General features: G+C 71.0%; 22 protein-coding genes and 2 tRNA genes. 13 read left to right on the top strand and 11 right to left on the bottom strand.

The genetic code is table 11. The features are described 5' to 3' along the window. Positions 1-125: 125 nt before the first annotated feature. Complete coding sequence (locus AB0E85_RS29820) at positions 126-1,394, bottom strand: M6 family metalloprotease domain-containing protein (RefSeq protein WP_361933489.1); 1,269 nt, start codon at positions 1,392-1,394, stop codon at positions 126-128. Between the two features lie 307 nt (positions 1,395-1,701). Between AB0E85_RS29820 and AB0E85_RS29815 the strand changes: the two genes are divergently transcribed. Continuing rightward, positions 1,702-3,567, top strand: a complete 1,866-nt coding sequence (locus AB0E85_RS29815; protein WP_361933486.1) for an EAL domain-containing protein — start codon at positions 1,702-1,704, stop codon at positions 3,565-3,567. On the opposite strand, the gene AB0E85_RS29810 is transcribed toward AB0E85_RS29815, so the two are convergent. The 4 genes from AB0E85_RS29810 to AB0E85_RS29795 form a co-directional block, all read right to left on the bottom strand. Beyond that, positions 3,537-4,655, bottom strand: coding sequence for an LLM class flavin-dependent oxidoreductase (locus tag AB0E85_RS29810; protein WP_361933483.1), 1,119 nt, complete (start codon positions 4,653-4,655; stop codon positions 3,537-3,539). The two genes, AB0E85_RS29815 and AB0E85_RS29810, sit on opposite strands and share 31 nt — an antisense overlap. Positions 4,656-4,747: 92 nt before the next feature. Further along, positions 4,748-5,017: a hypothetical protein gene (locus AB0E85_RS29805; RefSeq protein WP_361933480.1), complete on the bottom strand. Its 270-nt coding sequence runs from the start codon at positions 5,015-5,017 to the stop codon at positions 4,748-4,750. A gap of 408 nt (positions 5,018-5,425) precedes the next feature. Further along, the gene (locus tag AB0E85_RS29800) at positions 5,426-6,157 is read right to left on the bottom strand and encodes an aspartate/glutamate racemase family protein (RefSeq protein WP_361933477.1); all 732 of its coding nucleotides are present in this window, start codon (positions 6,155-6,157) and stop codon (positions 5,426-5,428) included. After that, positions 6,154-6,969, bottom strand: coding sequence for an aspartate/glutamate racemase family protein (locus AB0E85_RS29795; protein WP_361933474.1), 816 nt, complete (start codon positions 6,967-6,969; stop codon positions 6,154-6,156). Before AB0E85_RS29795 ends, AB0E85_RS29800 begins: the two co-directional genes overlap by 4 nt. Positions 6,970-7,166: 197 nt before the next feature. Between AB0E85_RS29795 and AB0E85_RS29790 the strand changes: the two genes are divergently transcribed. Continuing rightward, positions 7,167-8,114 (top strand): D-2-hydroxyacid dehydrogenase, encoded by a 948-nt coding sequence (locus AB0E85_RS29790; protein WP_361933471.1) that lies wholly within the window; start codon positions 7,167-7,169, stop codon positions 8,112-8,114. Positions 8,115-8,131: 17 nt separating this feature from the next. Continuing rightward, positions 8,132-9,550, top strand: a complete 1,419-nt coding sequence (locus tag AB0E85_RS29785) for an amidase (RefSeq protein ID WP_361933469.1) — start codon at positions 8,132-8,134, stop codon at positions 9,548-9,550. Here AB0E85_RS29785 and AB0E85_RS29780 read toward each other — a convergent pair. Then, positions 9,531-10,025, bottom strand: coding sequence for a DUF3830 family protein (locus tag AB0E85_RS29780; RefSeq protein ID WP_361933466.1), 495 nt, complete (start codon positions 10,023-10,025; stop codon positions 9,531-9,533). The two genes, AB0E85_RS29785 and AB0E85_RS29780, sit on opposite strands and share 20 nt — an antisense overlap. Before the next feature lie 209 nt (positions 10,026-10,234). On the opposite strand from AB0E85_RS29780, the gene ehuB reads away from it, so the two are divergent. The 6 genes from ehuB (at position 10,235) to AB0E85_RS29750 (ending at position 14,367) form a co-directional block, all read left to right on the top strand. Next, on the top strand, positions 10,235-11,074 hold the full coding sequence (gene ehuB, locus AB0E85_RS29775; RefSeq protein WP_361933463.1) for an ectoine/hydroxyectoine ABC transporter substrate-binding protein EhuB: 840 nt from the start codon (positions 10,235-10,237) through the stop codon (positions 11,072-11,074). Further along, positions 11,071-11,787: an ectoine/hydroxyectoine ABC transporter permease subunit EhuC gene (ehuC, locus tag AB0E85_RS29770; RefSeq protein ID WP_361933460.1), complete on the top strand. Its 717-nt coding sequence runs from the start codon at positions 11,071-11,073 to the stop codon at positions 11,785-11,787. Before ehuB ends, ehuC begins: the two co-directional genes overlap by 4 nt. Beyond that, positions 11,784-12,434 carry an ectoine/hydroxyectoine ABC transporter permease subunit EhuD gene (gene ehuD / locus AB0E85_RS29765; protein WP_361933457.1) on the top strand — a complete coding sequence of 217 codons (651 nt, stop codon included), beginning with the start codon at positions 11,784-11,786 and terminating at the stop codon, positions 12,432-12,434. Before ehuC ends, ehuD begins: the two co-directional genes overlap by 4 nt. Next, a complete protein-coding gene (gene ehuA / locus AB0E85_RS29760; protein ID WP_361933454.1) occupies positions 12,424-13,221 on the top strand; it encodes an ectoine/hydroxyectoine ABC transporter ATP-binding protein EhuA in 798 nt (265 codons plus the stop codon). The genes ehuD and ehuA overlap by 11 nt, the downstream gene beginning before the upstream one ends. Before the next feature lie 208 nt (positions 13,222-13,429). After that, positions 13,430-14,188: an IclR family transcriptional regulator C-terminal domain-containing protein gene (locus AB0E85_RS29755; RefSeq protein ID WP_361933451.1), complete on the top strand. Its 759-nt coding sequence runs from the start codon at positions 13,430-13,432 to the stop codon at positions 14,186-14,188. Positions 14,189-14,293: 105 nt separating this feature from the next. Continuing rightward, positions 14,294-14,367 (top strand) — tRNA-Lys (locus AB0E85_RS29750). Here the strand turns inward: AB0E85_RS29750 and AB0E85_RS29745 are convergent. The 5 genes from AB0E85_RS29745 to AB0E85_RS29725 all read right to left on the bottom strand — a co-directional run bounded on the left by AB0E85_RS29745 (position 14,333) and on the right by AB0E85_RS29725 (position 19,844). Then, positions 14,333-16,006, bottom strand: coding sequence for a long-chain-fatty-acid--CoA ligase (locus AB0E85_RS29745; protein WP_361933448.1), 1,674 nt, complete (start codon positions 16,004-16,006; stop codon positions 14,333-14,335). The two genes, AB0E85_RS29750 and AB0E85_RS29745, sit on opposite strands and share 35 nt — an antisense overlap. Before the next feature lie 40 nt (positions 16,007-16,046). Beyond that, positions 16,047-16,511 carry a DUF3592 domain-containing protein gene (locus AB0E85_RS29740; RefSeq protein ID WP_361933446.1) on the bottom strand — a complete coding sequence of 155 codons (465 nt, stop codon included), beginning with the start codon at positions 16,509-16,511 and terminating at the stop codon, positions 16,047-16,049. Positions 16,512-16,616: 105 nt separating this feature from the next. Continuing rightward, positions 16,617-17,222 (bottom strand): lytic polysaccharide monooxygenase, encoded by a 606-nt coding sequence (locus AB0E85_RS29735; protein WP_361933444.1) that lies wholly within the window; start codon positions 17,220-17,222, stop codon positions 16,617-16,619. Positions 17,223-17,323: 101 nt separating this feature from the next. Next, positions 17,324-18,445, bottom strand: coding sequence for an SPFH domain-containing protein (locus AB0E85_RS29730; protein ID WP_361933441.1), 1,122 nt, complete (start codon positions 18,443-18,445; stop codon positions 17,324-17,326). Positions 18,446-18,530: 85 nt separating this feature from the next. Then, on the bottom strand, positions 18,531-19,844 hold the full coding sequence (locus AB0E85_RS29725) for a peptidoglycan-binding protein (RefSeq protein WP_361933439.1): 1,314 nt from the start codon (positions 19,842-19,844) through the stop codon (positions 18,531-18,533). A 200-nt stretch (positions 19,845-20,044) separates the two neighbouring features. Between AB0E85_RS29725 and AB0E85_RS29720 the strand changes: the two genes are divergently transcribed. From AB0E85_RS29720 to AB0E85_RS29705, 4 genes are all read left to right on the top strand, one after another. After that, a tRNA-Lys gene (locus AB0E85_RS29720) sits at positions 20,045-20,118 on the top strand. Between the two features lie 86 nt (positions 20,119-20,204). Continuing rightward, positions 20,205-20,918 carry a FadR/GntR family transcriptional regulator gene (locus tag AB0E85_RS29715; protein ID WP_361933437.1) on the top strand — a complete coding sequence of 238 codons (714 nt, stop codon included), beginning with the start codon at positions 20,205-20,207 and terminating at the stop codon, positions 20,916-20,918. A 326-nt stretch (positions 20,919-21,244) separates the two neighbouring features. Then, positions 21,245-23,245 carry a glycosyltransferase family 2 protein gene (locus tag AB0E85_RS29710; RefSeq protein WP_361933434.1) on the top strand — a complete coding sequence of 667 codons (2,001 nt, stop codon included), beginning with the start codon at positions 21,245-21,247 and terminating at the stop codon, positions 23,243-23,245. Further along, complete coding sequence (locus AB0E85_RS29705) at positions 23,242-25,182, top strand: kelch motif-containing protein (RefSeq protein ID WP_361933431.1); 1,941 nt, start codon at positions 23,242-23,244, stop codon at positions 25,180-25,182. Before AB0E85_RS29710 ends, AB0E85_RS29705 begins: the two co-directional genes overlap by 4 nt. Positions 25,183-25,238 lie beyond the last annotated feature (56 nt).

Raw genomic sequence — 25,238 nt, 5'->3', positions numbered from 1 at the left:
GCCGCGGCCATCCCCAACCTCGACCACTCCTGCGACACGCACTACCCCTGGAACTCGGCGGACGACGTGATCGTCCCCGGCGTGCTGGCACACCCCCGCCACTCGGCGTTCCACCGCCGCCCGCTTCAACGCCCCACCGCGATCTTCACCGTCCACGCCCCCGAAGCCGTGCGCCCCTCCACCTTCACCCGCACGTCCTCCCCCGGCACCGTGAAACTCTCCCCGATGCCGATCGGCGCGTCCGCCAAGGGCGGGTACACGGAGTTCTCCCAGCACGCGTCCGTGCGCGGATGGGCGTCGATCACCTCGATGGGCCCGCCCCCGGACTGCGCCGCCCCGCCCCGCACCCGGTACACGAGGACCCCCTGCCGGCACGCGGCCGCGTCGTTGCCCACCGGCCCGCGCGCCTCGAAGGCCAGCACACTGTCGGGCCCGGTCCGCAGCACGGCGAGCTTGGTGCCCCGCCCGAGACCGAAGGCCGGAGCCCCCGCGGCCCCCGTCGTCGGCACCCCCGGCCCCGCCGCCAGCGGTTCCAGGGTCAGCCGGGCGGGCCCGGCGTCCTGCACGCACCGCACCTGCCGCGGATCCAGCCAGCCCAGTTTCCACTTGTGCCAGGCGAAGAGGTCCGGGGCGAGTCCGAACTGGCTGCCCATCAGATCCCAGTCGCCGACGTGCGTGTCCCAGTCGCCCTTGCCGTCCACGGGCCGGTGGTACAGGTCGGGCAAGTCGAACACGTGCCCGGTCTCATGGGCGAGGACGAGCCGGTCCGGCGGGTGCTGCTCGAACACCGTGACGATCCGGCGCAGGTCGGTGCCGTCGGCCCGCAGCGGGCTCGCCAGGTTCACCACCTTGGTGGCGTCGGAGTCCACGCCGGGCGCGTCCGGGTCGGCGACGAAGTACACGACGTCATAGCGCGAGAAGTCCACCTGCGGGTCGGCGACGGACAGGGCGTCACGCAGGTAGGCGGCCCGGCGCCCGGGGCTCCAGTCGCGCTGTATGTCGTACGCGGTGGACGGCTGTGGCATCCGGATCCAGTGCCGCAGCGCGTGCGGGCGCAGGGTGAAGCGGCCATAGGAAGCACGTTCGAAGAAGCGGGTGGTCGCCGGGAAGTGGTCGGCGGTCAGCTCCTGCGGCGTGGTCAGGGGGTGGGAGTCCGGGAAGGACAGGAAGACCATCACCGCGTCCAGGGAGCGGAGCGGGCGCGGATAGGCGGTGTTCCAGGTGTCCAGACCCTCCGAGTGGTGGGCGTCGGTCCGGGTCAGGGCGCACGGCGCCGCCGGGTCGGACTCGGCGGCCGAGGGGCCGGCGCCGAGGGAGGTGGCGGCGAGCGCCGACATGGTGGTGAACACGGCCGCGGTGCTGCGCAGTCGGGCGCGCGGAAACGGACGCGGCACAGGTACCTCCGGGTGCGGATCGCGGGACACCGCACCCAGCCTGTGATGATTTGTCGTACTGCGTCCTGTTTGCCTGCACCGGTCGGGTGAAGGGGGCGAAAAATCGCGGAAGCCGACACCCCCGAAGCACTCACAGAACGTCACAACTGGTCGGCGGCCTGAAGAAGGCGTCCAGGCGCGTGCAGAAACGATCTGGCAGAAGGGCCGGTTGGCCGGGGAGACTGGACACCGGCTGGAAGGCCCTCGGGCCAGCCTCTATGATCGGCACACTTTCCTGACCTTTCCTGCACGGACAGAGATCGAATACATGCGGGAGCGAGCGGTGAGCGGAACCTCCGAAGGGCCGGCGCCCGCGGCAGACCTGGACCGGCCGGTCGTCACAGAGAGTGAGATCGACACGTCTCCCCGTACCGAGCCTGCGACCCGGCAGCCCTACCGCTCCGTCTTCACGGCCGCCCCGCTCGCCATGGCCGTCGTGGACCGCGAAGGCACGGTCGTCAGCGCCAACGATGCGCTCGCCGCGCTGCTCGGCGGCAGCCCGGACGGGTTCGCCGGGGCGGTCGCAGCCGACCTGGTCGACCTCACCTCCGACGCCCGCACCTGGCACGCCTACCGCGAGGTGCTGCGCGGACGGCAGTCCCGGCTGCGCTGCACGCGCCGGCTCAAGCACCCCGACGGGCGCTCGCTGTGGGTGCAGGTGACGGTCGCCCCGCTGGCCGCCGAGGACGACGGCGTGCTGCTGTCCGTCGCCGACATCAGTGCCCGCCGGGAACTCCAGGCCCGGCTGCGCCACTTGCAGATGCACGACCCGGTGACCCGGCTGCCCAACCGCACCCTGTTCTTCGAGCGGCTGTCGGCCGCGCTGGAGGCGGAGTCCTACGAGCAGAGCGGCACGGGCCGGATCGGGCTGTGTTACCTGGACCTGGACGGCTTCAAGGCCGTCAACGACACCCTCGGCCACCGCATCGGCGACCGGCTGCTGGCCGCCGTCGCCGAGCGCCTCACGCGCTGCGCCGACGAGGCCGGCCACTCACGCACCAGCATCCCGCTGGTGGCCCGGCTCGGCGGGGACGAGTTCGCACTGCTCGTCGAGGACTCCACGGGCACCGAACAGCTGGCCGAGCTGGCCGAGTCGGCGCTGCGGGCGATCCAGGACCCGTTCGACATCTCCGGCCAGCGGCTGTCGGTCTCGGCGTCGATCGGCGTCGTCGAGCGGCACGCGGCCGGCACCACCCCGACCGCGCTGATGCAGGCGGCGGACACGACGCTGTACTGGGCGAAGACCGACGGCAAGGCCCGCTGGACCCTGTTCGACCCGGAGCGCAACGCGCACCGCATGACGCGCCAGGCCCTCGCCTCCACGCTCCGGCCCGCCATCGAGCGGGGCGAGTTCCGGCTGGAGTACCAGCCGCTGGTCGGCATGGAGGACGACCGGCTGCACGGCGTCGAGGCGCTCATCCGCTGGAACCACCCACAGTTCGGCGTGCTGACGCCGAATCGGTTCATCGGCCTGGCGGAGGAGGACGGTTCGATCGTCCCGCTGGGCCGCTGGGTACTGCGCACGGCCTGTGAGCAGGCCCGCCGCTGGCAGCTGGACCACCCGGACGAGCCGCCGATCTTCGTCAGCGTGAACGTGGCGGTACGTCAGGTCTGGGACTCCGACCTGGTGGCCGACGTCGCGGAGACCCTGGCCGGGACGGGCCTGGCACCGCACCTGCTCCAACTGGAGCTCACGGAATCGGCGGTGATGGGCTCGGCGGGCCGCCCGCTGCAGACCCTCAAGGCCCTCAGCGACATGGGCGTGCGTATCGCCATCGACGACTTCGGCACCGGCTACTCGAACCTCGCGTACCTGAGCCGGCTGCCGGTGTCGGTGCTGAAACTCGACGGATCGTTCGTGCGCGGCTTCCAGTACGACGACCGGGAGGCCGCCGCTCGTGCCAACCCGGCCGACGAGGTGGTCGTCGAGGCGATGATCCAGCTGGCGCACCGGCTCGGGCTGACCGTCACGGCCGAGTGCGTGGAGACCTCGGCCCAGGCGACCCGGCTGCGCAGCATCGGCTGCGACACCGGACAGGGCTGGCTCTACTCCCGTCCGGTGCCGCCGGACCGCATCTCCGAGCTGCTGGGCACCCCCGACGTTCAGGCGGAGGCGGGCGTCGGCAACCCGTAGGCGTCGGCGATGAGTTCGTAGGAGCGCAGCCGGACGTCACCGCCGTGCGCGTTGGCCGTGATCATCAGCTCGTCGGCGCCGGTGCGCTTGGCGAGGTCGTCCAGGCCCGAGCGGACCTCGTCGGGGGTGCCGTGGACGACGTTGGCGTTCCAGGAGTCGACGAAGTCGCGCTCCATGGGGCTGAAGTCGTAGGCCTCCGCCTCCTCCGGGCTGGGCACGAGGCCGGGGCGGCCGGTGCGCAGCCGGACCATGCTGAGGGCGGCGGCCAGCACCTGCCGGCGGGCCTCCTTCTCCTCGTCGGCGGCGAGCGCGGAGACGCCGATGAGGGCGTACGGCTCGTCCAGCACGGCGGACGGCCGGAAGGACTCCCGGTACAGGTCCAGGGCCGGGACGGTGTTCTGCGCGGAGAAGTGATGGGCGAAGGCGAAGGGCAGCCCCAGGGTCCCCGCGAGGCGGGCGCTGAAGCCGGAGGAGCCGAGCAGCCAGAGCGGCGGGCGGTGCGGGGACTGGACGCCGCCGGGGGAGGTGGCCTGGACCGGGCCGGGGACCGCGTGGATGCGGCGGTAGGGGTGCCCGTCGGGGAAGTCGTCGTCGAGGAAGCGGGTCAGCTCGGCGAGCTGCTGGGGGAAGTCGTCGGCGCCCTCGTTCAGCCGTTCCGTGCGGCGCAGGGCGGCGGCGGTGGCGCCGTCCGTGCCCGGGGCACGGCCGAGGCCGAGGTCGATCCGGCCCGGGGCCATGGCCTCCAGCGTCCCGAACTGCTCGGCGATCACGAGCGGGGCGTGGTTGGGCAGCATCACGCCGCCCGAGCCGAGCCGGATGCGTTCGGTGTGGGCGGCGAGGTGGGCCAGGATCACGGCCGGGGACGAGGAGGCGACGCCCGGCATCGAGTGGTGCTCGGCGACCCAGTAGCGGTGGAACCCGCGGCGCTCCGCGAGGCGGACCAGGTCGACGCTGGTGCGCAGGGCGTCGGAGGCGGTACGGCCGGCCCCCACGGTGACCAGGTCCAGTACGGAGAGGGGGACGGGGGCGTCCCCCTGCGCCGCGCCGCGTATCTCGTCTGCCGCGCCGTGTGTGTCGTCTGCCGCCACGGTGGGGTGCCTCCTGCTGTGGGCCGTGTGCTGTCGTTCCGGCTCTAACAGGGGACAGTCTCCGGTTATTCCCGGCCATGCGCCCGGGATCGTCAGGCGGCCTGCTCCCAGTCGCTCCGGGCGTCGCCCTGCGGGGGTGGCCGGTCGGCCTTCTCGCGGGCCCGCAGGAGGGCCCATGCGACGGCGGTCGCGCAGGCGAGCCACCAGGGCAGGAGCCACACGGCACCCCACCACCCGGGCGTGGGACGGAGGAAGGCGTCCACGGCGGCGGAGGTCATGGCCGCGGCCAGGCACCAGCACAGCAGGCGCCCGGACAGCTGGACAGCGCTTGCGGGGGATCTGAACGGGCCCGGTTCGGCCATCGGGGAGTCCTTCACGGCACGACTGGCTGCGGACGTGGCCAGTGTGCACGGGATGGACAACTGGAGGGGAACGCGCTTCCGGTCAACCCAAGGGCCGGGCGTGGCGGCGGAGTTGAGCATTCCTCAGCTTTGAGTGGGGTGTTGGAGCCGCTTTGCCCTGCTTCGTCCCGAAGAAGGGGTAGGACCGATTCCGGCCCCCATGGACGGTGCGTTCGAGGGAACGGCGTCCTTCCTCGACCGCCCCGGGGCACTCGCACTCCCTGACGACGGGTGCGTACGGGGTGGTGCGGGCCGCCGGGAGCGGCCCACCGTCCCGCCACCGCCGCGTCCGCCGCCCCCACCCCCACCCCCGGCACGGAGGGCGTGAGCCGTGCCGGAAGCAGCGGCTCACGCTGGTGCCTCCTCGCCTCACGCCTGGACGATCGGCTCCCTCGTGAACAGCGCCCCCAGCTCCGGCGCGTTCACCCGCCGGTCCGCCAGGCGCAGGCCCTCCCAGACCGTGACCTGGTTGGCGGTGAGGATCGGCTTGCCGAGTTCCTTCTCCAGGGCCGGGATGTGGGCCGCCGTGTGGAGGGCCGTGTCGGGGAGGAGGAGTGCCTCGGCGTCGGGGTGGTCGGAGTTGCGGGCCAGCGCGAGGAGTTCGGCCTCGCCCCACGTGCCGACCTCGGCGGCCGTGATGATGCCGGAGCTGTTGACCGCCACGACCTCCACACCGGCCGCGCGCAGGAACTCGGCGAAGAGCTGCGCCACGTCCTCCGGGTACGTCGCTCCGATCGCGACCCTGCGCGCCCCCAGCTCCCGCACCGCGTGCGCGAACGCGAAGGACGTGGACGAGGCCGGCAGCCCGGCGGTCTGGGCCAGGGCACGGACCTGCTCCTGCGCGCCGTCCCAGCCGTAGACGAAGCTGCCGCTCGTGCAGGCCCACACCACGGCGTCGGCACCGGCGTGCCGCAGTTCCTGGACGCCCGCCGCGAGCCGCCCGGCGGAGCCCATCTCCAGCAGCGCGTCCACCCGGTGCGCGTCCTCACCGATGTCGGTGTGCACCAGGTCCACCCGGATGTCGCTGCCCAGCAACTGCTCGATGCGCGGATAGTCGTCCTCGGCGGAGTGGCCCGGGTAGAGAAATCCCAGTGCTGTCATGTCCAGCCTTCCTGCTGCTGCTCTTCTTCCGGCAGTACGGGGCCGGGGTCCGCCCCCGGCGCTGCGGGGCCGGAACGCGCCGCCGGATTGATCAGCGCTTGGTACGGCCCCACGGCACGGGTACCCAGTCGGCGCAGTGCCGCCCACATCGTCACTTGGTTGGCCGAGATCACCGGGATGCGCAGCTCGGCCTCCAGCTGCGGGATCACGTCGTACGTGGGCAGGTTGGTGCAGCTGATGAACAGCGCGTCGGCGTCGCCGCGGACGGCCTGCCGGGCCATGTCCACGACCTCCCGGTAGGGGACCTTCCAGATGTGCCGGGTCAGCCCCATGAAGGCGCAGCCGGAGATCGTGACGCCGGCCTGCGCGACGTAGGCCTCCAGGGACTGCGTCACCGAGACCGTGTAGGGCGTCACCAGCGCCACCCGGCGTACGTCCAGCTCCACCAGGGCCTCCAGCAGTGCGCCGGAGGTGGTGATCGCCGGTACGGCTCCGGCCCGGCTCATCGCCTCGCACATCGCCCGCTCGCCCATCATGCCGCCGACGAAGCTGCCGGACGTGCAGGCGTAGGCCACGACCTCGGGGGCGATCGCGTTGAGGGTGCGGACCGCCTCGCTGAGCGTCTCGTGCTCGCTGACCAGGCGGGCCAGGTCGAGACTCACCTCGACCGGCACGTAGGGCGTTCGTGTCATGTGCAGGGAGACCTCGTCCGGCACCCAGCGCCACAGCTCGCGGTCGAGTGCGAAGTCGAAGGGGGCGACGACGCCGACCCCGCGCTGCGGGCCGGGCCCGCCGAGAAATGAGACGTCCATGGCAGGCACCGGCCTCACGCTGGGCAACTAGTGTGCAACGGATCGTGGGAACGCCCGTGTTGACGACGGTAGGTTCGGGTGCGAGCGTGGTCAATCCGCCCGGATCACTCCTTGGTCAACACCGGGTTAACTCGTCGTCACCGACCGGCGCCCCGCGACCGGCCGGCCCCGCCGAACGGCTGGAGAAACGGCTGCTCATGCCCACCCCCACGCTTCTCGTCCTGGACGCCGAACCCCTCCCCCGCCTCGGCCGCCTCACCGGTCACGCCCATATCGAGCACACCGACGCGGCGGGACTCGCCGCGCGCCTCCCGCGTGCGGATGTACTCCTGGTGTGGGACTTCACCTCGCGCGCCGTGCGGGACGCCTGGCCGGGCGAGGGCCCGCGGCCGCGCTGGGTGCATACGGCCAGCGCCGGCGTGGACCATCTGATGTGTCCGGAACTCGCCGCTTCGGACACGGTGGTGACGAACGCGCGCGGCGTCTTCGACCAGCCGATCGCCGAGTACGTCGCCGCGCTCGTGCTGGCGATGGCCAAGGACCTGCCGCGGACGCTGGAGCTCCAGCGGGAACGGACCTGGCGGCACCGCGAGTCACACAAGATCGCCGGGAGCCGGGCCGTGGTGGTCGGCTCCGGGCCGATCGGGCGGGCCATCGCGCACACACTGGGGGCGCTGGGCATCACGACCGCGCTCGTGGGCCGTGCCGCGCGCTCCGGCGTGCACGGCCCGGATGACCTGGACCGGCTGCTGGCCCGCGCCGACTGGGTGATCGCGGCAGCGCCGCTGACGGACGAGACCCGGGGCATGTTCGACGCCCGCCGCTTCGGCCTGATGCAGCCGTCGGCCCGGTTCGTCAACATCGGCCGCGGTCAACTGGTCGTCGAGGACGCACTCGCCGAGGCTCTGGCCAAGCGCTGGATCGCGGGCGCGGCCCTGGACGTCTTCGAGGCCGAACCCCTGCCCGCCGAGAGCCCGTTGTGGCAGTCACCGGACCTGATCGTGTCCCCCCACATGAGCGGCGACACCATCGGCTGGCGCGACGAACTCGGTGCCCAGTTCGTGGAGCTGTACGAACAGTGGGCGGCCGGGGAGCCGCTGAAGAACGTGGTCGACAAGCAGCGTGGGTACGTACCTGGTCACTGACGTTCCTTGGAGGGTGGATGACCGAGCTCACCGAGCTGACCGCCGTACGGCTCCTCGACGGGTACCGCAAGGGCGAATGGAGTCCCGTGGAGGCGACGCAGGCGGCCCTGGAGCGGGCCGAGGCGATCCAGCCGGAGGTGAACGCCTTCGTCCGGCTGACCGCCGAGGACGCGCTGGAACGGGCCCGGGAGTCGGAGGAGCGATGGCGGCGCGGTGAGCCACGGGGCCTGCTCGACGGCGTGCCGGTCACCGTCAAGGACATCCTGCTCCAGCGCGGGGCGCCGACCCTGCGGGGCTCGAAGGCCGTGGACCCGGCGGCCGGGCGCTGGGACGAGGACGCCCCCTCCGTGGCCCGGATGCGGGAGCACGGGGCGGTCTTCCTCGGCAAGACGACGACCCCCGAGTACGGCTGGAAGGGCGTGACGGACTCGCCGCTCAGCGGTGTGACGCGCAACCCGTGGGATCCCTCGCGCACGGCGGGCGGGTCCAGCGGCGGCAGTGCGGCGGCCGTGGCGCTCGGCGCGGGGCCGCTGTCGCTGGGCACGGACGGCGGCGGCAGTGTGCGCATCCCGGCGTCGTTCTGCGGGATCTTCGCGCTGAAGCCGACCTACGGGCGGGTGCCGCTCTACCCGGCGAGCGCGTTCGGCACGCTGGCGCACGTGGGTCCGATGACCCGGGACGCGGCGGACGCGGCGCTGCTGATGGACGTCATCGGCCACCCGGACTCGCGCGACTGGTCGGCGCTCGGGGCCCCGGCCGGTCCGTACACGGAGGGCCTGGCGGGCGCGGCCGGGGTGCGCGGGCTGCGGGTGGCGTACTCGCCGTCGCTGGGCGGGCAGGTGGCGGTGCAGCCGGAGGTCGCGCGGACGGTGCGGCGGGCGGTGGAGCGGCTGGCCGAGCTCGGCGCGTACGTCACGGAGACCGACCCGGACCTCACCGACCCGGTGGAGGCCTTCCACACCCTGTGGTTCAGCGGGGCGGCCCGGGTGACCCAGCATCTGGGCCCCCGGCAGCGGGAGTTGCTCGACCCGGGCCTGCGGGAGATCTGCGCGCGGGGCGCCCGCTACTCGGCGCTGGACTATCTGGCCGCGGTGGACGTCCGGATGGACCAGGGCCGCCGGATGGGCCGGTTCCACGAATCGTACGACCTGCTCGTCACACCGACCCTGCCGCTCACGGCGTTCGAGGCGGGCCCCGAGGTACCGAAGGGATCCGGCCACCGGCGGTGGACGGGCTGGACCCCGTTCACCTACCCGTTCAACATGACGCAGCAGCCCGCGGCGAGCGTGCCGGTCGGTGCCGACGGGGACGGTCTGCCGATCGGTCTCCAGCTCGTGGCCGCCCGGCACCGGGACGATCTGGTGCTGCGGGCGGCGCACGCGCTGTACGAGGCGGGGGCGGCCTCCGCGGGCCGGCCTACGCCCTCCGGAAGCTGAGCGACTCCCCCGCCGCTCCCGACCTCCACAGGTCGTTGCACGCCTCGGCCATGGTCTCCAGGCCGTCGACGACCTGGCCCCAGACGATGCCGGGGACCCAGCCGACGTCGCCGTTCAGCAGCAGGTTGTTGCGCTCGTAGAACAGGGCCAGGTCGACGAGCGTGGTGCCGGCACGGACCTCGCGGTCGTAGCCGTACGCCTTGGTCCCCAACTCGGCCCCGGCGAAGGTGAAATAGCAGAGGTCGCCGGGAATGGGAGTGATGGTCGGGTTTTCCAGGGGTGGCTCGTTTTGGGCGAAAGGCGGGAAGAGGGCGTAGATCTCGTTGCGTGCGTACTTCGCGTGGTAGACGTCCCCGGCCAGTGGAAGGGAATCCCAGACGGCCGCGCAGGTGATCGGCGCGCGGTCGTCCAGCAGCCTGGCCGTGCAGGTCACGTCGCGCTTGACCAGCGAGACTTCGATGTAGCGATCAGCCATGCCCTCCATGGGAGTGCCCACCGCCGCTCGGGTCAAGGGCGCATCGGGCAAGTGGGGGGCTTGAAAAGACCGGAATAACTCGGATGCGGTCGGGTAGCCGCGCGCCCATGGCTCCACCACAGAGAAGCCCACACAGAAGCACACTGCGAAGTCCCGGACTCATATCCCGGCCCGCCTCAGGGCCCACACGCCGGTCGCTGCTCGCGGGGGTGGCGGCGCTCGGCGCGCTGGGTGCCGCCGGATGCAGCCGGGTCGCCACCTCGTCGAACGTCAAGGGTGGTGACCTGCTCGCCCGGCTCCGGGCGACGGGCGTCGTCCGGCTCGGCATCGCGGGTGAGATCCCGTTCGGCTTCATCGACACGGACGGCGAACTGACCGGTGAGGCACCGGAACTGGCCAAGGTGATCTTCAAGCGGCTCGGCATCGACCGGGTGCAGCCCGTGCCGACCGAGTTCGGCTCGCTCATCCCGGGCCTGAACTCCCAGCAGTTCGACGTCGTGGCCGCCGGGATGTACGTCAACCCCGAGCGCTGCGAGCAGGTCATCTTCGCCGACCCCGACTACCAGATGCTCGACGCGTTCATCGTGCGCAAGGGCAACCCCAAGGGGCTGCACAGCTACAAGGACGTCGTCGGGAAGAAGGCGAAGTTCGCCACCGGGACCGGCTACGCCGAGATCCAGTACGCCGTCGAGGCGGGGTACAAGGAGAGCGAGATCCTGATCGTCCCGGACCAGGTCGCGGGCCTGAACGCGGTCGAGGCGGGGCGCGTGGACGTGTTCGCCGGTACGGCGCTCACCGTGCGCGAGGTGGTGAAGAAGTCCGCGAAGGCGGAGGCCACCGAGCCGTTCAAGCCGATCGTCGGCGGTAAGCCGCACGTCGACGGAGGCGCCTTCGCGTTCCGGCCGACCGAGACCAACCTGCGGGACGCCTTCAACGTGGAGCTGCGCAAGCTCAAGAAGAGCGGCGAACTGTTCCGCATCCTCAAGCCGTTCGGTTTCACCGAGGCCGAGATGACGGATCTGACCGCGAAGGAGCTCTGCGGCGGATGACCTCGGGACTCTGGGAACTCGTACTCAAGGGCGTCTGGGTCACGGTCCAGCTGCTCGTCTGCAGCGCCCTGCTGGGCGCGGCGGTGTCCTTCGTCGTCGGCGTGGCCCGCACCCACCGGCTGTGGATCGTCCGCTTCCTCGCGGGCGTCTACACCGAGGTGTTCCGCGGTACGTCGGCGCTGGTGATGATCTTCTGGGTGTACTTCGTGCTGCCCGTCGCCTTCGGCTGGCAGCTGGTGCCGCTGTGGGCGGGCACCCTCGCGCTCGGACTGACCTACGGGGCGTACGGCTCCGAGATCGTGCGCGGCGCGCTGAACGCGGTCGACCCGGCACAGAAGGAGGGCGGGATCGCGCTCAGCTTCACGCCCTGGCAGCGGCTGCGGCTGATCCTGCTGCCGCAGGCGGTGCCGGAGATGATCCCGCCGTTCTCCAACCTGCTGGTCGAACTGCTCAAGGGCACCGCCCTGGTGTCGATCATGGGCATGGGTGACCTGGCGTTCAGCGGCAACCTGGTGCGTCTGGCGCTCCAGGAGAGCGCGGAGATCTACACGATCGTGCTGCTGATCTACTTCGTGATCGCCTTCGTCCTGACGCGCGGCATGCGCGGCCTGGAGAACAAGCTCAAGGCCGGCACGGGCAAGCCGGTCGGCAGCACGCCCGACCAGGAGCTCGACCGTCCGCAGACCACCGGTGTGGGAGGTGCTGTCGCATGAAGTGGGACTGGAGCGCCGTCAGCGGCTTCATGCCGGACCTCTGGGCCGGTCTGCTGGTCACCCTGCAGATCCTCGTCCTCGGGTCGCTGATCTCGTTCGCGCTGGGCCTGGTGTGGGCGCTGCTGATGCGGGTGCCCTCGCGGTGGGTGACCTGGCCGGTCGGCGCGGTCACGGAGTTCGTCCGCAACACCCCGCTGCTGGTGCAGCTGTTCTTCCTCTTCTACGTGCTGCCCGAGTGGGGCGTGACCTTCTCGGCGCTGACCACCGGCGTCTTCGCGATCGGGCTGCACTACTCGACGTACACGATGCAGGTCTACCGGGCCGGCATCGAGGCCGTGCCGGTCGGCCAGTGGGAGGCGGCGACGGCACTGAACCTGCCGCTGCGCCGGACGTGGACCGCGGTGATCCTGCCGCAGGCGGTGCGCCGGGTCGTCCCCGCGCTCGGCAACTACGTGATCTCCATGCTCAAGGACACCCCGCTGGTCATGGCGATCACCGTGCTGGAGATGCTCGGCCGGGCGCGCCTGTACTCGCAGGAGCACTTCCAGTTCACCGAGCCGCTGACGGTGATCGGCGTGGCCTTCATCGTCATTTCCTACCTGGCCTCCCTTGCCATGCGAGCCCTGGAGCGACGCCTTGCCCACTGACACTCTTCCCAATCCCGGCACCAACCCCGAGAAGATCCCCGCCGGGAGCACCGGCGAGCTGATCCGGCTGGAGCAGGTCACCAAGCGGTTCGGGAGCAACACCGTCCTGGACCACCTGGACTTCTCGGTCGACGCCGGCAAGCACGTCACCCTGATCGGCCCGTCGGGCTCCGGCAAGACCACGATCCTGCGGCTGCTGATGACGCTGCTCAAGCCCGACGAGGGCACGATCACGGTCGACGGCCAGCAGCTGTTCCCGGCCTCCGACAAGCAGGTCCGCGAGGTCCGCAAGAAGATCGGGATGGTGTTCCAGCAGTTCAACCTGTTCCCGAACATGACGGTGCTGCGGAACATCACCGAGGCACCGGTCACCGTCCTCGGCATGCCGAAGGACGAGGCGGTGGAGCGGGCCAAGGGCCTGCTGGACATGGTGGGTCTGGCCGACAAGTGCGACGCGCACCCGGCCCAGCTCTCCGGCGGCCAGCAGCAGCGGGTGGCGATCGCCCGGGCCCTGGCGATGCGCCCGCAGGTGCTGCTCCTGGACGAGGTGACCTCCGCGCTCGACCCCGAGCTGGTCGCGGGCGTGCTCGACGTCCTCAGGGACATCGCCCGCTCCACGGACATCACGATGCTCTGTGTGACCCACGAGATGAAATTCGCCCGGGACATCTCCGACCAGGTGCTGATGTTCGATTCTGGCCGGATCATCGAGTCGGGTCCGCCGGAAAAGATCTTCAGCGACCCGGAGCTCGACCGGACACGGGAGTTCCTCAGCGCAGTCCTCTGACTACGGCCCGTGAACAGGCGGAACGTCGGGCGCGTCGGCCCGGCCGCGACTGGGGCATGCATCTGGCATATGCCAGAGTGCCATTGCCCCAGTCCGGGGCCCCGGGAATCTTGCCAACCCCCGCTCCCCGCAAGCCCCTTGCCGGTTAACCTGGAAGAGGTTCACTGACCGGATTACGGCCCTACAGCAAGCGCAGGGGGAGACCACCGTGGCGCTGAAGCACGAGCCGACCACCCCGTACCACTCGGCCCAGGAAGCCCTGCGCGTCCTGGAGACGGTGGCGCGCGGTTCCAACGGTGTCACCGACGCCGAGATAGCCCGCCACACCGGCATCGCGCCGGAGCGACTGACCGCGCTCCTGCGCATGCTGCGCCGCGAAGGGTACGTCGAGCAGATCACCGACGGCGCGTACGTCACGGGCGAGACCCTGGCCCGCCTCGGGTCCGCGCACCATCGCGAGCAGGCCCTGCGCGACAAACTCCAGCGCACCCTCGACCGGCTGCGCGACTCGGTCGGCGCCGCCGTCTACATGAGCCGGTACGTCGACGGCGAGATCAGCATCACCCAGTACGCCGACAGCCCGGCCGCGCCCAAGGTCAACGAGTGGGTCGACTTCCGCTCCTCGGCCCACGCCACCGCCATCGGCAAGAGCCTGCTCACCCAGCTCGACCACGCCGGCCGCCGCGACCACCTCGCCCGGCACAAGATGGCCCGCCTCACCTCGCGCACCATCACCAGCGACCGGCTCCTGCTGTCCCGCCTGGAGGCCCAGCCGCCGACCGTGCCCGTCCTGGACCTCCAGGAGTACGCGGTCGGCACGGTCTGCGCGGCCGTCCCGATCACGGCCGGCTCCTCCGTCGGCTGCCTGGCCCTGTCCCTCCCCGTCGAGCACGCCCACCGTCTGCGCGAGGCCGCGGACGCCCTCAACCGCAACGCGGCACCGGTGCTGCTCTCCCTGGCGATCTAGGACGTCGTCGACCCTGCCGGGTGGTCCGGAGCACCCCCCGGCATTGGGTAGTATTTTCTCCGTCGCCCGCCACGGAACATGATTCCGGCGGCAGGCGGGAGTCATGCGCCGCTAGCTCAGTTGGTTAGAGCAGCTGACTCTTAATCAGCGGGTCCGGGGTTCGAGTCCCTGGCGGCGCACGGATGAGGGGCCTCTCGTGGGAGCGAGGGGCCCCTCAGCGCGTTCCGGATCCCCGGTGGCCAGCCTGCGGTAGGCGCCCTCCCCCGGCGGCCGCCACCACACCGGATCTCCGCAGCTCAGGCCCTCTTTCCGCAGCTTCGCCCGCTGGACCTTGTTCGTCGCCGTCACCGGCATCCGCGCCACCACCCGTACGAACCGCGGCGCCATCTTCGTCCCGAGATCGGGCTGTGCGGCGAGGAACGTCGCGAAGGTCTCCGGGTCGAACGAGCCGGTGATCGTCGCCATCACCTGGTCGCCGGTCACCGGGTCGGGTACGGCGTACACGCAGACCGCCTCCGCCCCCTCGTAGCGGGCCAGGATGTTCTCGATCATCGCGGCCGCCAGGTTCTCGCCGTCGACGCGGAGGCGGTCGTCGGTGCGGCCGGCGAAGTAGAGGTAGCCGTCGGTGTCGCGGTAGAAGAGGTCGCCCGTCCAGTACCAGCCGGCCCTGCGGCGTTCCGCCTCCGCCCGGGGGTTGCGCCAGTAGCCCTCGAAGGGGCTGGGGCCCCGGTTCACGAGTTCGCCGATCGCCTCGTCCCCGTTGCGCAGGCGCCCCGCCCCGTCGAAGACGGCCGCCGGGCACTCCTCGCCGGTCTCCCGGTCGAGGACGACCAGACCGGGTGCCGCCCGGCCCACCGCGCCCGTCGGGGTTCCCGGCGACCACTGCACGGCCGCGCCGCCCTCCGACGAGCCGTACCCCTCCACCAGCCGCACCCCGAACCGCCGCTCGAAGGCCGCCGCGTCCACCGCCCCGGCCTCCGTGCCGAAGCCCAGCCGGAGCGTGTGGTCGCGGTCGTCGGGACGCGGCCCGGTGGCCAGGACGTACTGGATCGCCCGGCCCACGTACGTGAAGTACGTCGCCCCGTACCGGCGTACGTCCGGCAGGAAGCCGGACGCCGAGAAGCGGTGGCGCAGCGCCACCGTCGCACCGGTCACCAGCGCGGGTGCCCAGTCGGCGATCACCGCGTTGCCGTGGAACATCGGCATGCAGACGTAGTGGACGTCGTCCGCGGACAGGGAGAACTGGTCCGCGAGCGAGCGGCCGGCGGCTGCCAGGCGGCCCTGGGAGCAGAGTGCGGCCTTGGGGGCGCCCGTCGAGCCGGAGGTGAAGTAGAGCAGGAGGCGGTCGCGCGGGGTGGCGCGGGAGGGGTCCGGGCGGGCGTCCGCATAAGGGGCGAGGAGCTCCTGGTACTCCCTCGTGTCCGTCACCAGCACGCGGACTCCCGGCAGGGCCAAGCCCTCCAGCAGCGGCAGGTGGGCCCGCTCGGTGACCAGGACGCGGCATTCGGTGTGGAGGACGTCCCGGGCGAGTTCGGCGCCGCGGCGGGTGGGGTTGATCCCGGCGACGGCGGCCCCGGCCAGGGCCGCCGCGCCCAGCCACAGAGGAAACTCGGGGGTGTTGTCGAGCAGCACGCCGACGTGGGGTTCGACGGCCGGCGGGAGGAGGTCCGCGAGGAGTGCGGCCCGGGCCGCGGCACCCGCCGCGACCTCGTGGTGCGTCAGGGTCCGGTCCGCCCAGCGCAGACCGGGGCGTTCGTCGCCCCACCGGACGGTGATGAGTTCCGCGACCGTGTTCGCCCTGGAGCCCGTGGAGTCCATGGCCGCGCACGGTAGTTGACGTAACGTCAGATGTGGAGGGCTACGGCTGCGGGAAGTCGCCCACGGCGGAGAACATCGCGTAGGTCACCGCCATGAAGCCGATGGCGAAGAGGATGAAGACGCCGAGGAAGGCGAGCAGACATCCCGTGCCCGCGACGAGCTTCCCCTGCGCCGGGGGCCTGGCCGTGGCGTGCTCCGGACGGTCCGCCGGGTAGTGCACGGTGACGATGTCGCCCTCAAGGGTCGTCCCCGGCCCGCCCTGCTCCTCGAAGCGGACGCCGCGGCCGTCGCGCGTGGCGAACTCGTACACGTGGTGCAGCGTGGTGCGCACCGAGCTGTCACCGCCCCCACTCGTCGTGGTGTACGTCCGCAGACAGCGGGCCTCGGCGGTCAGGCCGCTGCTCCAGGCGCGGCTGACCCGCACGGAGCGGCGGATCACCACGACCACGGCACAGGAGGCGACCGCGATCATGAGCGCGGGCACGATGTAGAACAAGGTTTCCATGAGCTCCCCCGAGGCCCTGGGCGGCCTTCGAGCGGCCGGCGTGGGAGGAACCTACCCGCGCCGGCCGCACCGGTGACTCAAGGGAACCTCAGAGGTTCGGAGGGGTCAGAAGGTGACGTCCGAACAGGCGTAGAACGCGTTGGCCGTGTCGGCGATCGTCCACACGGCCACGATGACGTGACGGCCGCTCAGCCCGGACGGCAGCCTGCCGCTGTGGGAGAGCGTGGACGGCGGCCGCTGCCCGTTGTAGGGCACGGTGAAGAACGGGGTGAGGTTGAGGTCGGACCGGGCCAGGTTGTGGTTCTGGTTCCAGCCCGGCTTGGTGATGTAGTACTTGAAGTCGGTCGTGGCGTGCATCGCGGTGAACTGCCAGCGGAACGTGTAGCTCTGGCCGCCCGTCACCTTCGTGGCCGGCCAGGCACCGCCGGACGGTGTGCGCGGTGCGCTGAGCCGGCCGAAGTGGCCGAGCCCTGCGTTGCAGATCTGCCCGTCGGCCGGGCCGGAGGCCGGGAAGCCCTTGGGGCCCTCGACGCTCTGCGGCTCCCACTGGATCGAGCCGCAGTTGGTCACGGTGCCGTTCTGGCAGAGCTTCTGCCGGCTGATGGGGAGGTCGGTGTAGCCGTGGCCGCTGGCGCCGCCGGAGGAGAGTACGAGGGCTCCGGTCGTGGCCAGTCCCACCGCGGCTGCGGACAACTTGGTCCTTGTACGCATGCTGCCGCTCCTGGAGAACGTGGGGGAAGTTCGGTGAGCCGTGCGTGTAGGTCTAGACCAAGTCTGAGATTATGGCCGCTAGTTGAACATGTCCATACCAATCACGGAGCTGTTTCGCCCCGGCCGGCGCAGAACGCCACCGTCAGGTCCTTCACCAGTGCCTTCCGCTCGTAGTCGTCGAGTTCGACCAGCCCCCGCACGGTCAGCCGGGTCACCGTGTCCTCCACCGAGTCCACGACCGAGGTGAGCACGCTGGCCCGGTGCTGGGCGTCCAGCGCGGCCATCCGGCGGCGGTGCATCGCGGCGGCGACCTCGGGCGCGTACTCCACACGGACCGGCTGCACGGAGAACACCTCCAGGCCGACCGGGGCCGCGTCCGTCGCCACCAGCCGGCTCAGCGTCTCGGCCGCCGCGTCCCCGCCCGCCCTCGGCCCGCCCGGCGTCTCCACCGGCACCCGGGCCAGGGCCGCCTCGACGCACTCGCGCAGATACGTCTCGTGGTCCTCGACGCCGAGCGTGGCCCGGGCGGTGTCCCGCACCCGCCACACCACCAGGACGACCACCCGCAGCGCGACCCCGCTCCCGTCGGCCGCGGGCACGGGCTCACTGCGCCAGTGCCGCAGCCGTACGTCCACCCGGCGGCGCAGCAGCAGCGGGTTGACCCACAACAGGCCGGAGCGCCGGACGGTCCCCCGGTAGCGGCCGAACAGGTCCAGCACCCAGGCCCGCCCGGTCCGGCCCCGGGCCAGCCCGCCCAGCCCGAACAGCCCGAGCGCCCCGGCCCCCGCGTACGCCGCCCACTGTGCGGGACCGAGCCCGGGCCCGGCGATCGCGGGCAGCCGCAGTGCCTCCACCGCGAGCGGCGGCAGCACCCCGGCCCACCAGGAGGTGGCCACACAGCCCGCCGCACCACAGGCCCCGGCCAGTACACCGGCCGCGCCGGGCAGCACCCGCGCGGGCCGCTCCACCAGGTCGGGATCGACCTGCGGCACCGGGCGTTGCGGGGCGAGGGCCGGGCGTCTGAGGCGCGGCTGCTCCCCGGTGCCCTGCCTGCGGCCGACGACCGCCGGTCTCAGCGGCACCGTCGCCGGGGCGGGGTCGTCGCGGAACAGCAGGTGGACGGGGATCTCGGTGGTGGCCTCGTTCTGGATCAGCCGGGCGGGCCGGGCCGGTCCGTCGGCCGGCCCGTCGGGCTCGGACGGGTGGGAAGTGGTCGTACTCATGCGTGCCTCCAGCCTCCGCGCCAGATGCGTCACAACAGTGGTCGGTGAGGGACCGCCCGGAAGGGCCGGGGGCGGGCCGTGGGCCCTACGAGAAGAGGCGCCGCCAGGTCTCCGGGCCCGGGTAGCCGTCCGCGGCCCCGCCCCGCCAGCCCTGGGTGCGCTGGAAGGCCTCGACGGCGCGCCGGTCCGCCTCGGTCCAGCGCGGTCCCGGCCCGACCTTGTAGAACCGGCCGAACCCCTTCCGGACGAGCTGCCTGCCCAGCTGGGTGACGTAGGCGTTGTCCGCGCCGGGGCGGAACAGCGCCCGCCCGGGGTAGCCGGGCACGCCGTGCGAGGCGGGTGGCGGGCCGACCGCCCCGTCCTTCACGTCCTTGCCCTCGCCGGTGACCAGCAGCTCCCAGGTGCGCGGGCCGGGCAGCCCGTCGGCATCGGCGCCCGTCCAGCCCTGCGCCTGCTGGAACGCCCGGGTCGCCCGGCGGTCGGCGTCGGTCCAGCGCGGGCCCGGGCCCGAGGCGTACGCGCCGCCGGCCCCGCGCGTGACGAGCATCCGGCCGAGCAGCGTGACGTACTTGTTGTTCGCGCCGGGGCCGAAATACGCCGCTCCCGGGTACGCCGTGGCGGCCGGGGCGCCCGGCTGGCCGCCGTCCTTCCCGGGCACCGGCTCCTCCGGGGTGACGCCCTTGTAGCGGTAGGGCACGTACCGGTCGGAGTCGTTCCAGTAGGCGTACGGGGTGGACTGGCGGCGGGTGTGCGGGCGGGTCTGCTCGTAGGCCGTGTAGTGGGTGTGCGCGGCGTCCGTCCAGCCGCCGAAAATGGTGACGTGCGAGCCGTTCGCGGGGTCGGACGCATTGTGGAACAGCAGAATGTCGCCCGGCTGGAGTTCCTCCTTGGAAATGCGCTCCCCGTACTGGGCGAGGCTGCCCGTCCATTCGTTTCCGGGAAGCCGCCAGGCCATCGAGACATAGCCGGAGCAGTCCTGCCGGTAACCGTCGGACCAGAAGGCGCTCATGCTGTACGGCACCTTGGCGGCGACCCACGTCCTGGCCCGGTTGATGATGTCCGTGCGGGTGATGGCGGTGGGCTTGGGAGCGACCGACGGCTTGGCCGGACGGCCGCCGGGGCCGTGCAGCGGGGCCGAGCCGCCCTGGGGGGTATCGGGCTCTTCACCTGCGGAGATACCCGATTGATGGGAGGCGTGCGGGGCGGCCGCGGCCGGTACGGCGTGACCGGCGCCGAGGGCGGCGGAGGCCACGGCCGTCAGAGCGAGGGCCCGGTGCGCGGCCGGGTGGGCACCGGTCCGGCCCGACCAGGAATGCGGCAGGGCCCGACGCCAGTGGACGCAGCCGGGGCAGTCGCAATCGCTCGCGGGGTCGATTTCCTCGAATACCGGAGACTCCATGCGATTCCCCTCACACTCCCGGCGGAAAATACGGCGCCCGTGCACCAGAAGGCGCGCGTCGTCAGTTTCGCAACTGTCTTCCGCACGCGCATGCTGACGGTCCGAATGATGTACGCGGGCGCCTTGCCGGCCCCCTCCCGGCCCCGGGCCGGGTGGTCCGGAGCACCTCCGCGCGTCCTGTAGAGTTACGACGTCAGCAGGCGCCGCTAGCTCAGTTGGTTAGAGCAGCTGACTCTTAATCAGCGGGTCCGGGGTTCGAGTCCCTGGCGGCGCACCGACCGAAAGGCCCCTCGCGGAAGCGGGGGGCCTTTTGTATGCCTGTGCACAGCCTGCCGCTCTCTGGCCGGATACCCTCTCGCCATGGCAGCGCGTGACCTACAGGAGCGGATCAAGAAGCTCATCATCGACCGCCGGCTGGCCTCCGGGGCCCCGCTGCCGACCGAGCCCGAGCTGATGGAGTACCTCGGCGCGAGCCGGAACTCGGTGCGGGAGGCGCTGAAGGCACTCCAGGCGATGGGCATCGTGGAGATCCGGCACGGCTTCGGCACCTACGTCGGCCCGATGTCCCTGGCGCCGATGATCGAGGGCCTCGCCTTCCGCACGGTCGCCGGGCACTCCCGGGGCGAGGACTCCCTGCTCCAGCTGCTGGAGCTGAGGGAGGCGGTGGAGACGGGCCTGGTGTCGCGGCTCGCCGGCCGGATGCCGGAAGCGGACCTCGTTGAACTGGACGCGCTCGTCGACCGTATGGAAGAGGAGGCCGCGCAGGGAGCCGGCCTCGCCGAGACCGACCGGGCCTTCCACGCCACCCTCTACCGGGGGCTGGACAACGTGCTGCTGTGCGAGGTCCTGGAGGCGTTCTGGGACGCCTTCCACCGGGTCCGCACGGACCTCGGGGGCGAGCCGCAGGACCCGAGGGTGACCTGCCGGCAGCACCGGGAGATCCTCGACGCGGTGCGGTCCGGCGACGCGGTGCGGGCGGAGGGGGCCATAAGAGAACACTTCGGCAACATCCGAGCCCGCCTGTCCACAACGGCTCCACAGGTCCCCCACACCCGTCACAATGAACGCGTTTGACCGGTAACCACCGTGTTTCGCATCTTGCGATCATGATGGACGCCGTAGAACCCTGGTCATCTGGTTTTACAGGATGCTGCGATTTCGCGGCAGTTGGGGGGCTTTAGGGCCGGTTGCAGGCGGCGCGGGGGTAGGGGCCCGCGTTCATGAACCGATGCCGTGGGGGGCATCATGCAACCGGAAGGTCGCGTTGCCGTGTCTATAGGGTGTGGATGACGTGGTGACTGCGATCCACCACTGATACGTCTGTGAAGGTCGAGGGGGACCTGGAGCAGACGGTAGGAAGCTACGAAACACGCGGCTGTCCGCGTGTGGGGGGATGACTCATGACGTCGAGGCCCACGGGTGCCCGGCAGGAAAACGACCCGTCCCAGACCACTCAGCTCAGGGTGCCGGGGCACCGGATGAGCACGACGGGGACGTTCCGGCGGATCAAGAAGACCCTGCCGAGGTACGACTACGAGCACTACAGCCGGCTCGCGGGTCCCCTCACCCAGCCGGATCCGGGCAAGCCCTACAAGGTGCAGTACCGCTCGCTGATCTCGCAGGAACCGCACCGCATCCGGGTCGCCCTGATGCTGGCCGCGGCCCCGGTGCTGTCCCTGGTGCTGCTGTTCTGGCTGCTCCAGCCCGAGCACTGGACCGAGCGTGACTACCCGGCCTTCGACTGGCTGCCCACGCTCGACATGGTCATGCTCGTCTCGATCGGCCTGATCGAGTTCTTCCGCTGCATGAACGTGCTGTCCAACGCGCACGCCACCCTGGTGGCCCGCGACCCGATCCCGGTGGTGCCCGAGACCGGCACCAGAGTGGCCTTCCTCACCTCCTTCGTGCCCGGCAAGGAACCGCTGGAGATGGTGACCAAGACCCTGGAGGCGGCCGTCAAGATCCGCCACCGGGGCCTGATGCACGTGTGGCTGCTCGACGAGGGCGACGACCCCGAGGTGAAGGCGGTCTGCGAGCGCCTCGGCGTGCACCACTTCTCCCGCAAGGGCGTCGCGAAGTGGAACCAGGCCAAGGGCCCGCACCGCGCCAAGACCAAGCACGGCAACTACAACGCCTGGCTGGAAGCGCACGGCGACGACTACGACTTCTTCGCCTCGGTCGACACCGACCACGTGCCGCTGCCCAACTACCTGGAGCGGATGCTCGGCTTCTTCCGCGACCCGGACGTCGGCTTCGTCATCGGCCCGCAGGTCTACGGCAACTACGACAACCCCATCACCAAGGCCGCCGAGTCGCAGCAGTTCCTCTTCCACGCGCTGATCCAGCGCGCCGGCAACCGCTACGGCTCCCCCATGTTCGTCGGCACGTCCAACGCCGTGCGCATCAAGGCGCTGAAGCAGATCGGCGGTCTGTACGACTCGATCACCGAGGACATGGCGACCGGCTTCGAGATGCACCGCCACAAGAACCCGGCGACGGGCAGGAAGTGGCGCTCGGTGTACACGCCGGACGTGCTCGCGGTCGGTGAGGGCCCCAGCGCCTGGACGGACTTCTTCACCCAGCAGATGCGCTGGTCGCGAGGGACGTACGAGACGATCATCGGGCAGTACTGGAAGGGCTGGTACTCGCTGCCGCCGAGCAAGCTCTTCAACTACACGATGATGATCATCTTCTACCCGATGTCGGCCCTGAACTGGATCCTGGCGGCGCTGAGCTGCTGCCTGTTCCTGGGCCTGGGTGCCTCGGGTGTGAACATCGACCCGGCGGTCTGGCTGATGCTCTACGGCAACGCCTCCGCCCTGCAGATCGGTCTGTACGTCTGGAACCGCCGGCACAACGTCTCGCCGCACGAGCCGGAGGGCTCCGGCGGTGTGGCCGGCATGGTGATGTCCGCGCTGTCGGCGCCGCTGTACGCCAAGGCGCTGATCGACTCCGTGCTGCGGCGCAAGAGCAAGTTCGTCGTCACGCCCAAGGGCGACTCGGCGAGCCCGGACCGCTGGTTCGGCACGTTCCGCTACCACTGGTACTTCGTCGCGATCTTCGGTGGGTCGATCGCCGCCGGCTTCGTCTTCGGCCACTCCCACCCCGCGATGATCATCTGGGCGACGTTCGCGCTGCTGATCACCGCCTCGCCGGTGTTCGCCTGGCGCTGGCAGCTGCGGCAGGACGCGAAGAAGCCCGCCGCCCACGCCGCGGGACAGGCGCAGGACCCTGCCGGGCCGAACCGGACGCAGCCGCTGCCCATCCCGCAGCAGCCGTCGGGGCACGTCCCGCAGCAGAAGCCCACGTGGGCCGCCACCCCGGGCGCACACGGGGAGGTCGGGGGAACCGACCAGACCATGCAGATCGCCCTTGGTGGACTTGGGGGACGTAAGGAATGAACGACCGTGCAGGCCGCCGCCGGGCCCGTCGACTCGCGATCGGCACGGCGGTGGTACTCGCGCTGGCCGGGATGAACGGGCCGTGGCTCTACCGCTTCAGCACCGAGAAATACCACCAGTACACAATCAACAAGCCGGAGTACAAGGCCGCGAACGGCAAGTGGGAGATCATCGATTTCCCCGAGGAGTACCGGCAGAACACCATCCACGCGGCGCTGCTGCGCACCGGCAAGGTGCTGCTCGTCGCGGGGTCGGGCAACGACCAGGACAACTTCGACGCGAAGAGGTTCGACACCCGGATCTGGGACCCGGTCAAGGGCACGATCAAGAAGGTCCCCACACCGGCCGACCTGTTCTGCACCGGCCACACCCAGCTCGCCAACGGCAACCTGCTGATCGCGGGCGGCACCAAGCGCTACGAGAAGCTCAAAGGTGACGTCACCAAGGCCGGTGGCCTGATGATCGTCCACAACGAGAACCCGGACGAGCCGATCACGCTGCCGGCCGGCACGAAGTTCACGGGCAAGGAGAACGGCAAGACGTTCGTCTCCAAGGACCCGGTGCTGGTGCCGCGTGCCAAGAAGGTCTTCGACAAGGCGACCGGCAAGTTCCTGCGCAACGACCCCGGCCTGGGCCGGATCTACGTCGAGGCGCAGAAGCGGGGCAAGAAGTTCGAGACGGGCACGCAGGACAACTACCGCGTGCACGGCCTGAAGGGCGCCGACGCCAAGAACACCTACGGCATCGCGCAGAAGCTCGCGCTCGACAAGAAGGACTTCCAGGGCATCCGGGACGCCTTCGAGTTCGACCCCGTGGCCGAGAAGTACATCAAGGTCGATCCGATGAAGGAGGCCCGCTGGTACCCCACGCTCACCACCTTGAGCGACGGGAAGATCCTCAGCGTCTCCGGCCTCGACGACATCGGCCAGCTGGTCCCGGGCAAGAACGAGATCTTCGACCCGAAGACCAAGAAGTGGACCTACACCGACAAGGTCCGGCAGTTCCCGACCTACCCGGCGCTGTTCCTCATGCAGAACGGCAAGGTCTTCTACTCCGGGTCCAACGCGGGCTACGGACCGGACGACGTCGGCCGTGAGCCGGGCGTGTGGGACGTCGACACCAACAAGTTCTCGAAGATTCCGGGCCTGAGCGACCCCACGCTGATGGAGACGTCGGGCACGGTGCTGCTGCCGCCGGCGCAGGACGAGAAGTACATGGTGGTCGGCGGCGGTGGCGTCGGCGAGTCCGAGGAGTCCAGCGAGAAGACCCGGATAGTCGACCTGAAGAAGGCGGACCCGCGCTTCGAGGACGGCCCGTCCCTGGACAAGGGCACGCGCTACCCGAACGCCTCGGTCCTGCCCGACGACAGCGTGCTGATCTCCGGCGGCTCGGAGGACTACCGCGGCCGCGGTGACTCCAACATCTTCGAGGCGCGGCTCTACGACACGGAGAAGAACGAGCTCAAGCGCGTCGCCGACCCGCTCGTGGGCCGCAACTACCACTCCGGGTCGATCCTGCTGCCCGACGGCCGCGTGATGTTCTTCGGCTCCGACTCGCTCTACGCGGACGCGGCCAACACCAAGCCGGGCGAGTTCGAGCAGCGCATCGAGATCTACACGCCGCCGTACCTCTACGGCGACGGGGACCGGCCCACGCTGTCGGGCGGACCGCAGACCATCGAGCGCGGCGGGACCGGGACGTTCACCTCGTCGGACGCGGCGAAGGTCAAGAAGGTCCGGCTGATCCGGCCGAGCGCCGCCACGCACGTCACCGACGTCGACCAGCGGTCCATCGCCCTGGACTTCGAGGCGTCCGGCGGCAAGCTGACCGTGACCGTGCCGGAGAACCGGAACCTCGTCCAGGCGGGCTGGTACATGATGTTCGTGACGGACGCCGACGGGACCCCGAGCAAGGCGCAGTGGGTCAAGGTGCCCTGACAGGCAACCGGGAAGGGGCGCTCTCCGCGAGGAGAGCGCCCCTTTCGTATGGGCCG

The organism is Streptomyces sp. NPDC029044, from assembly GCF_040637495.1.
Classification (GTDB): Bacteria; Actinomycetota; Actinomycetes; order Streptomycetales; family Streptomycetaceae; genus Streptomyces.
This window is presented reverse-complemented; position numbering and strand designations above follow the sequence as displayed.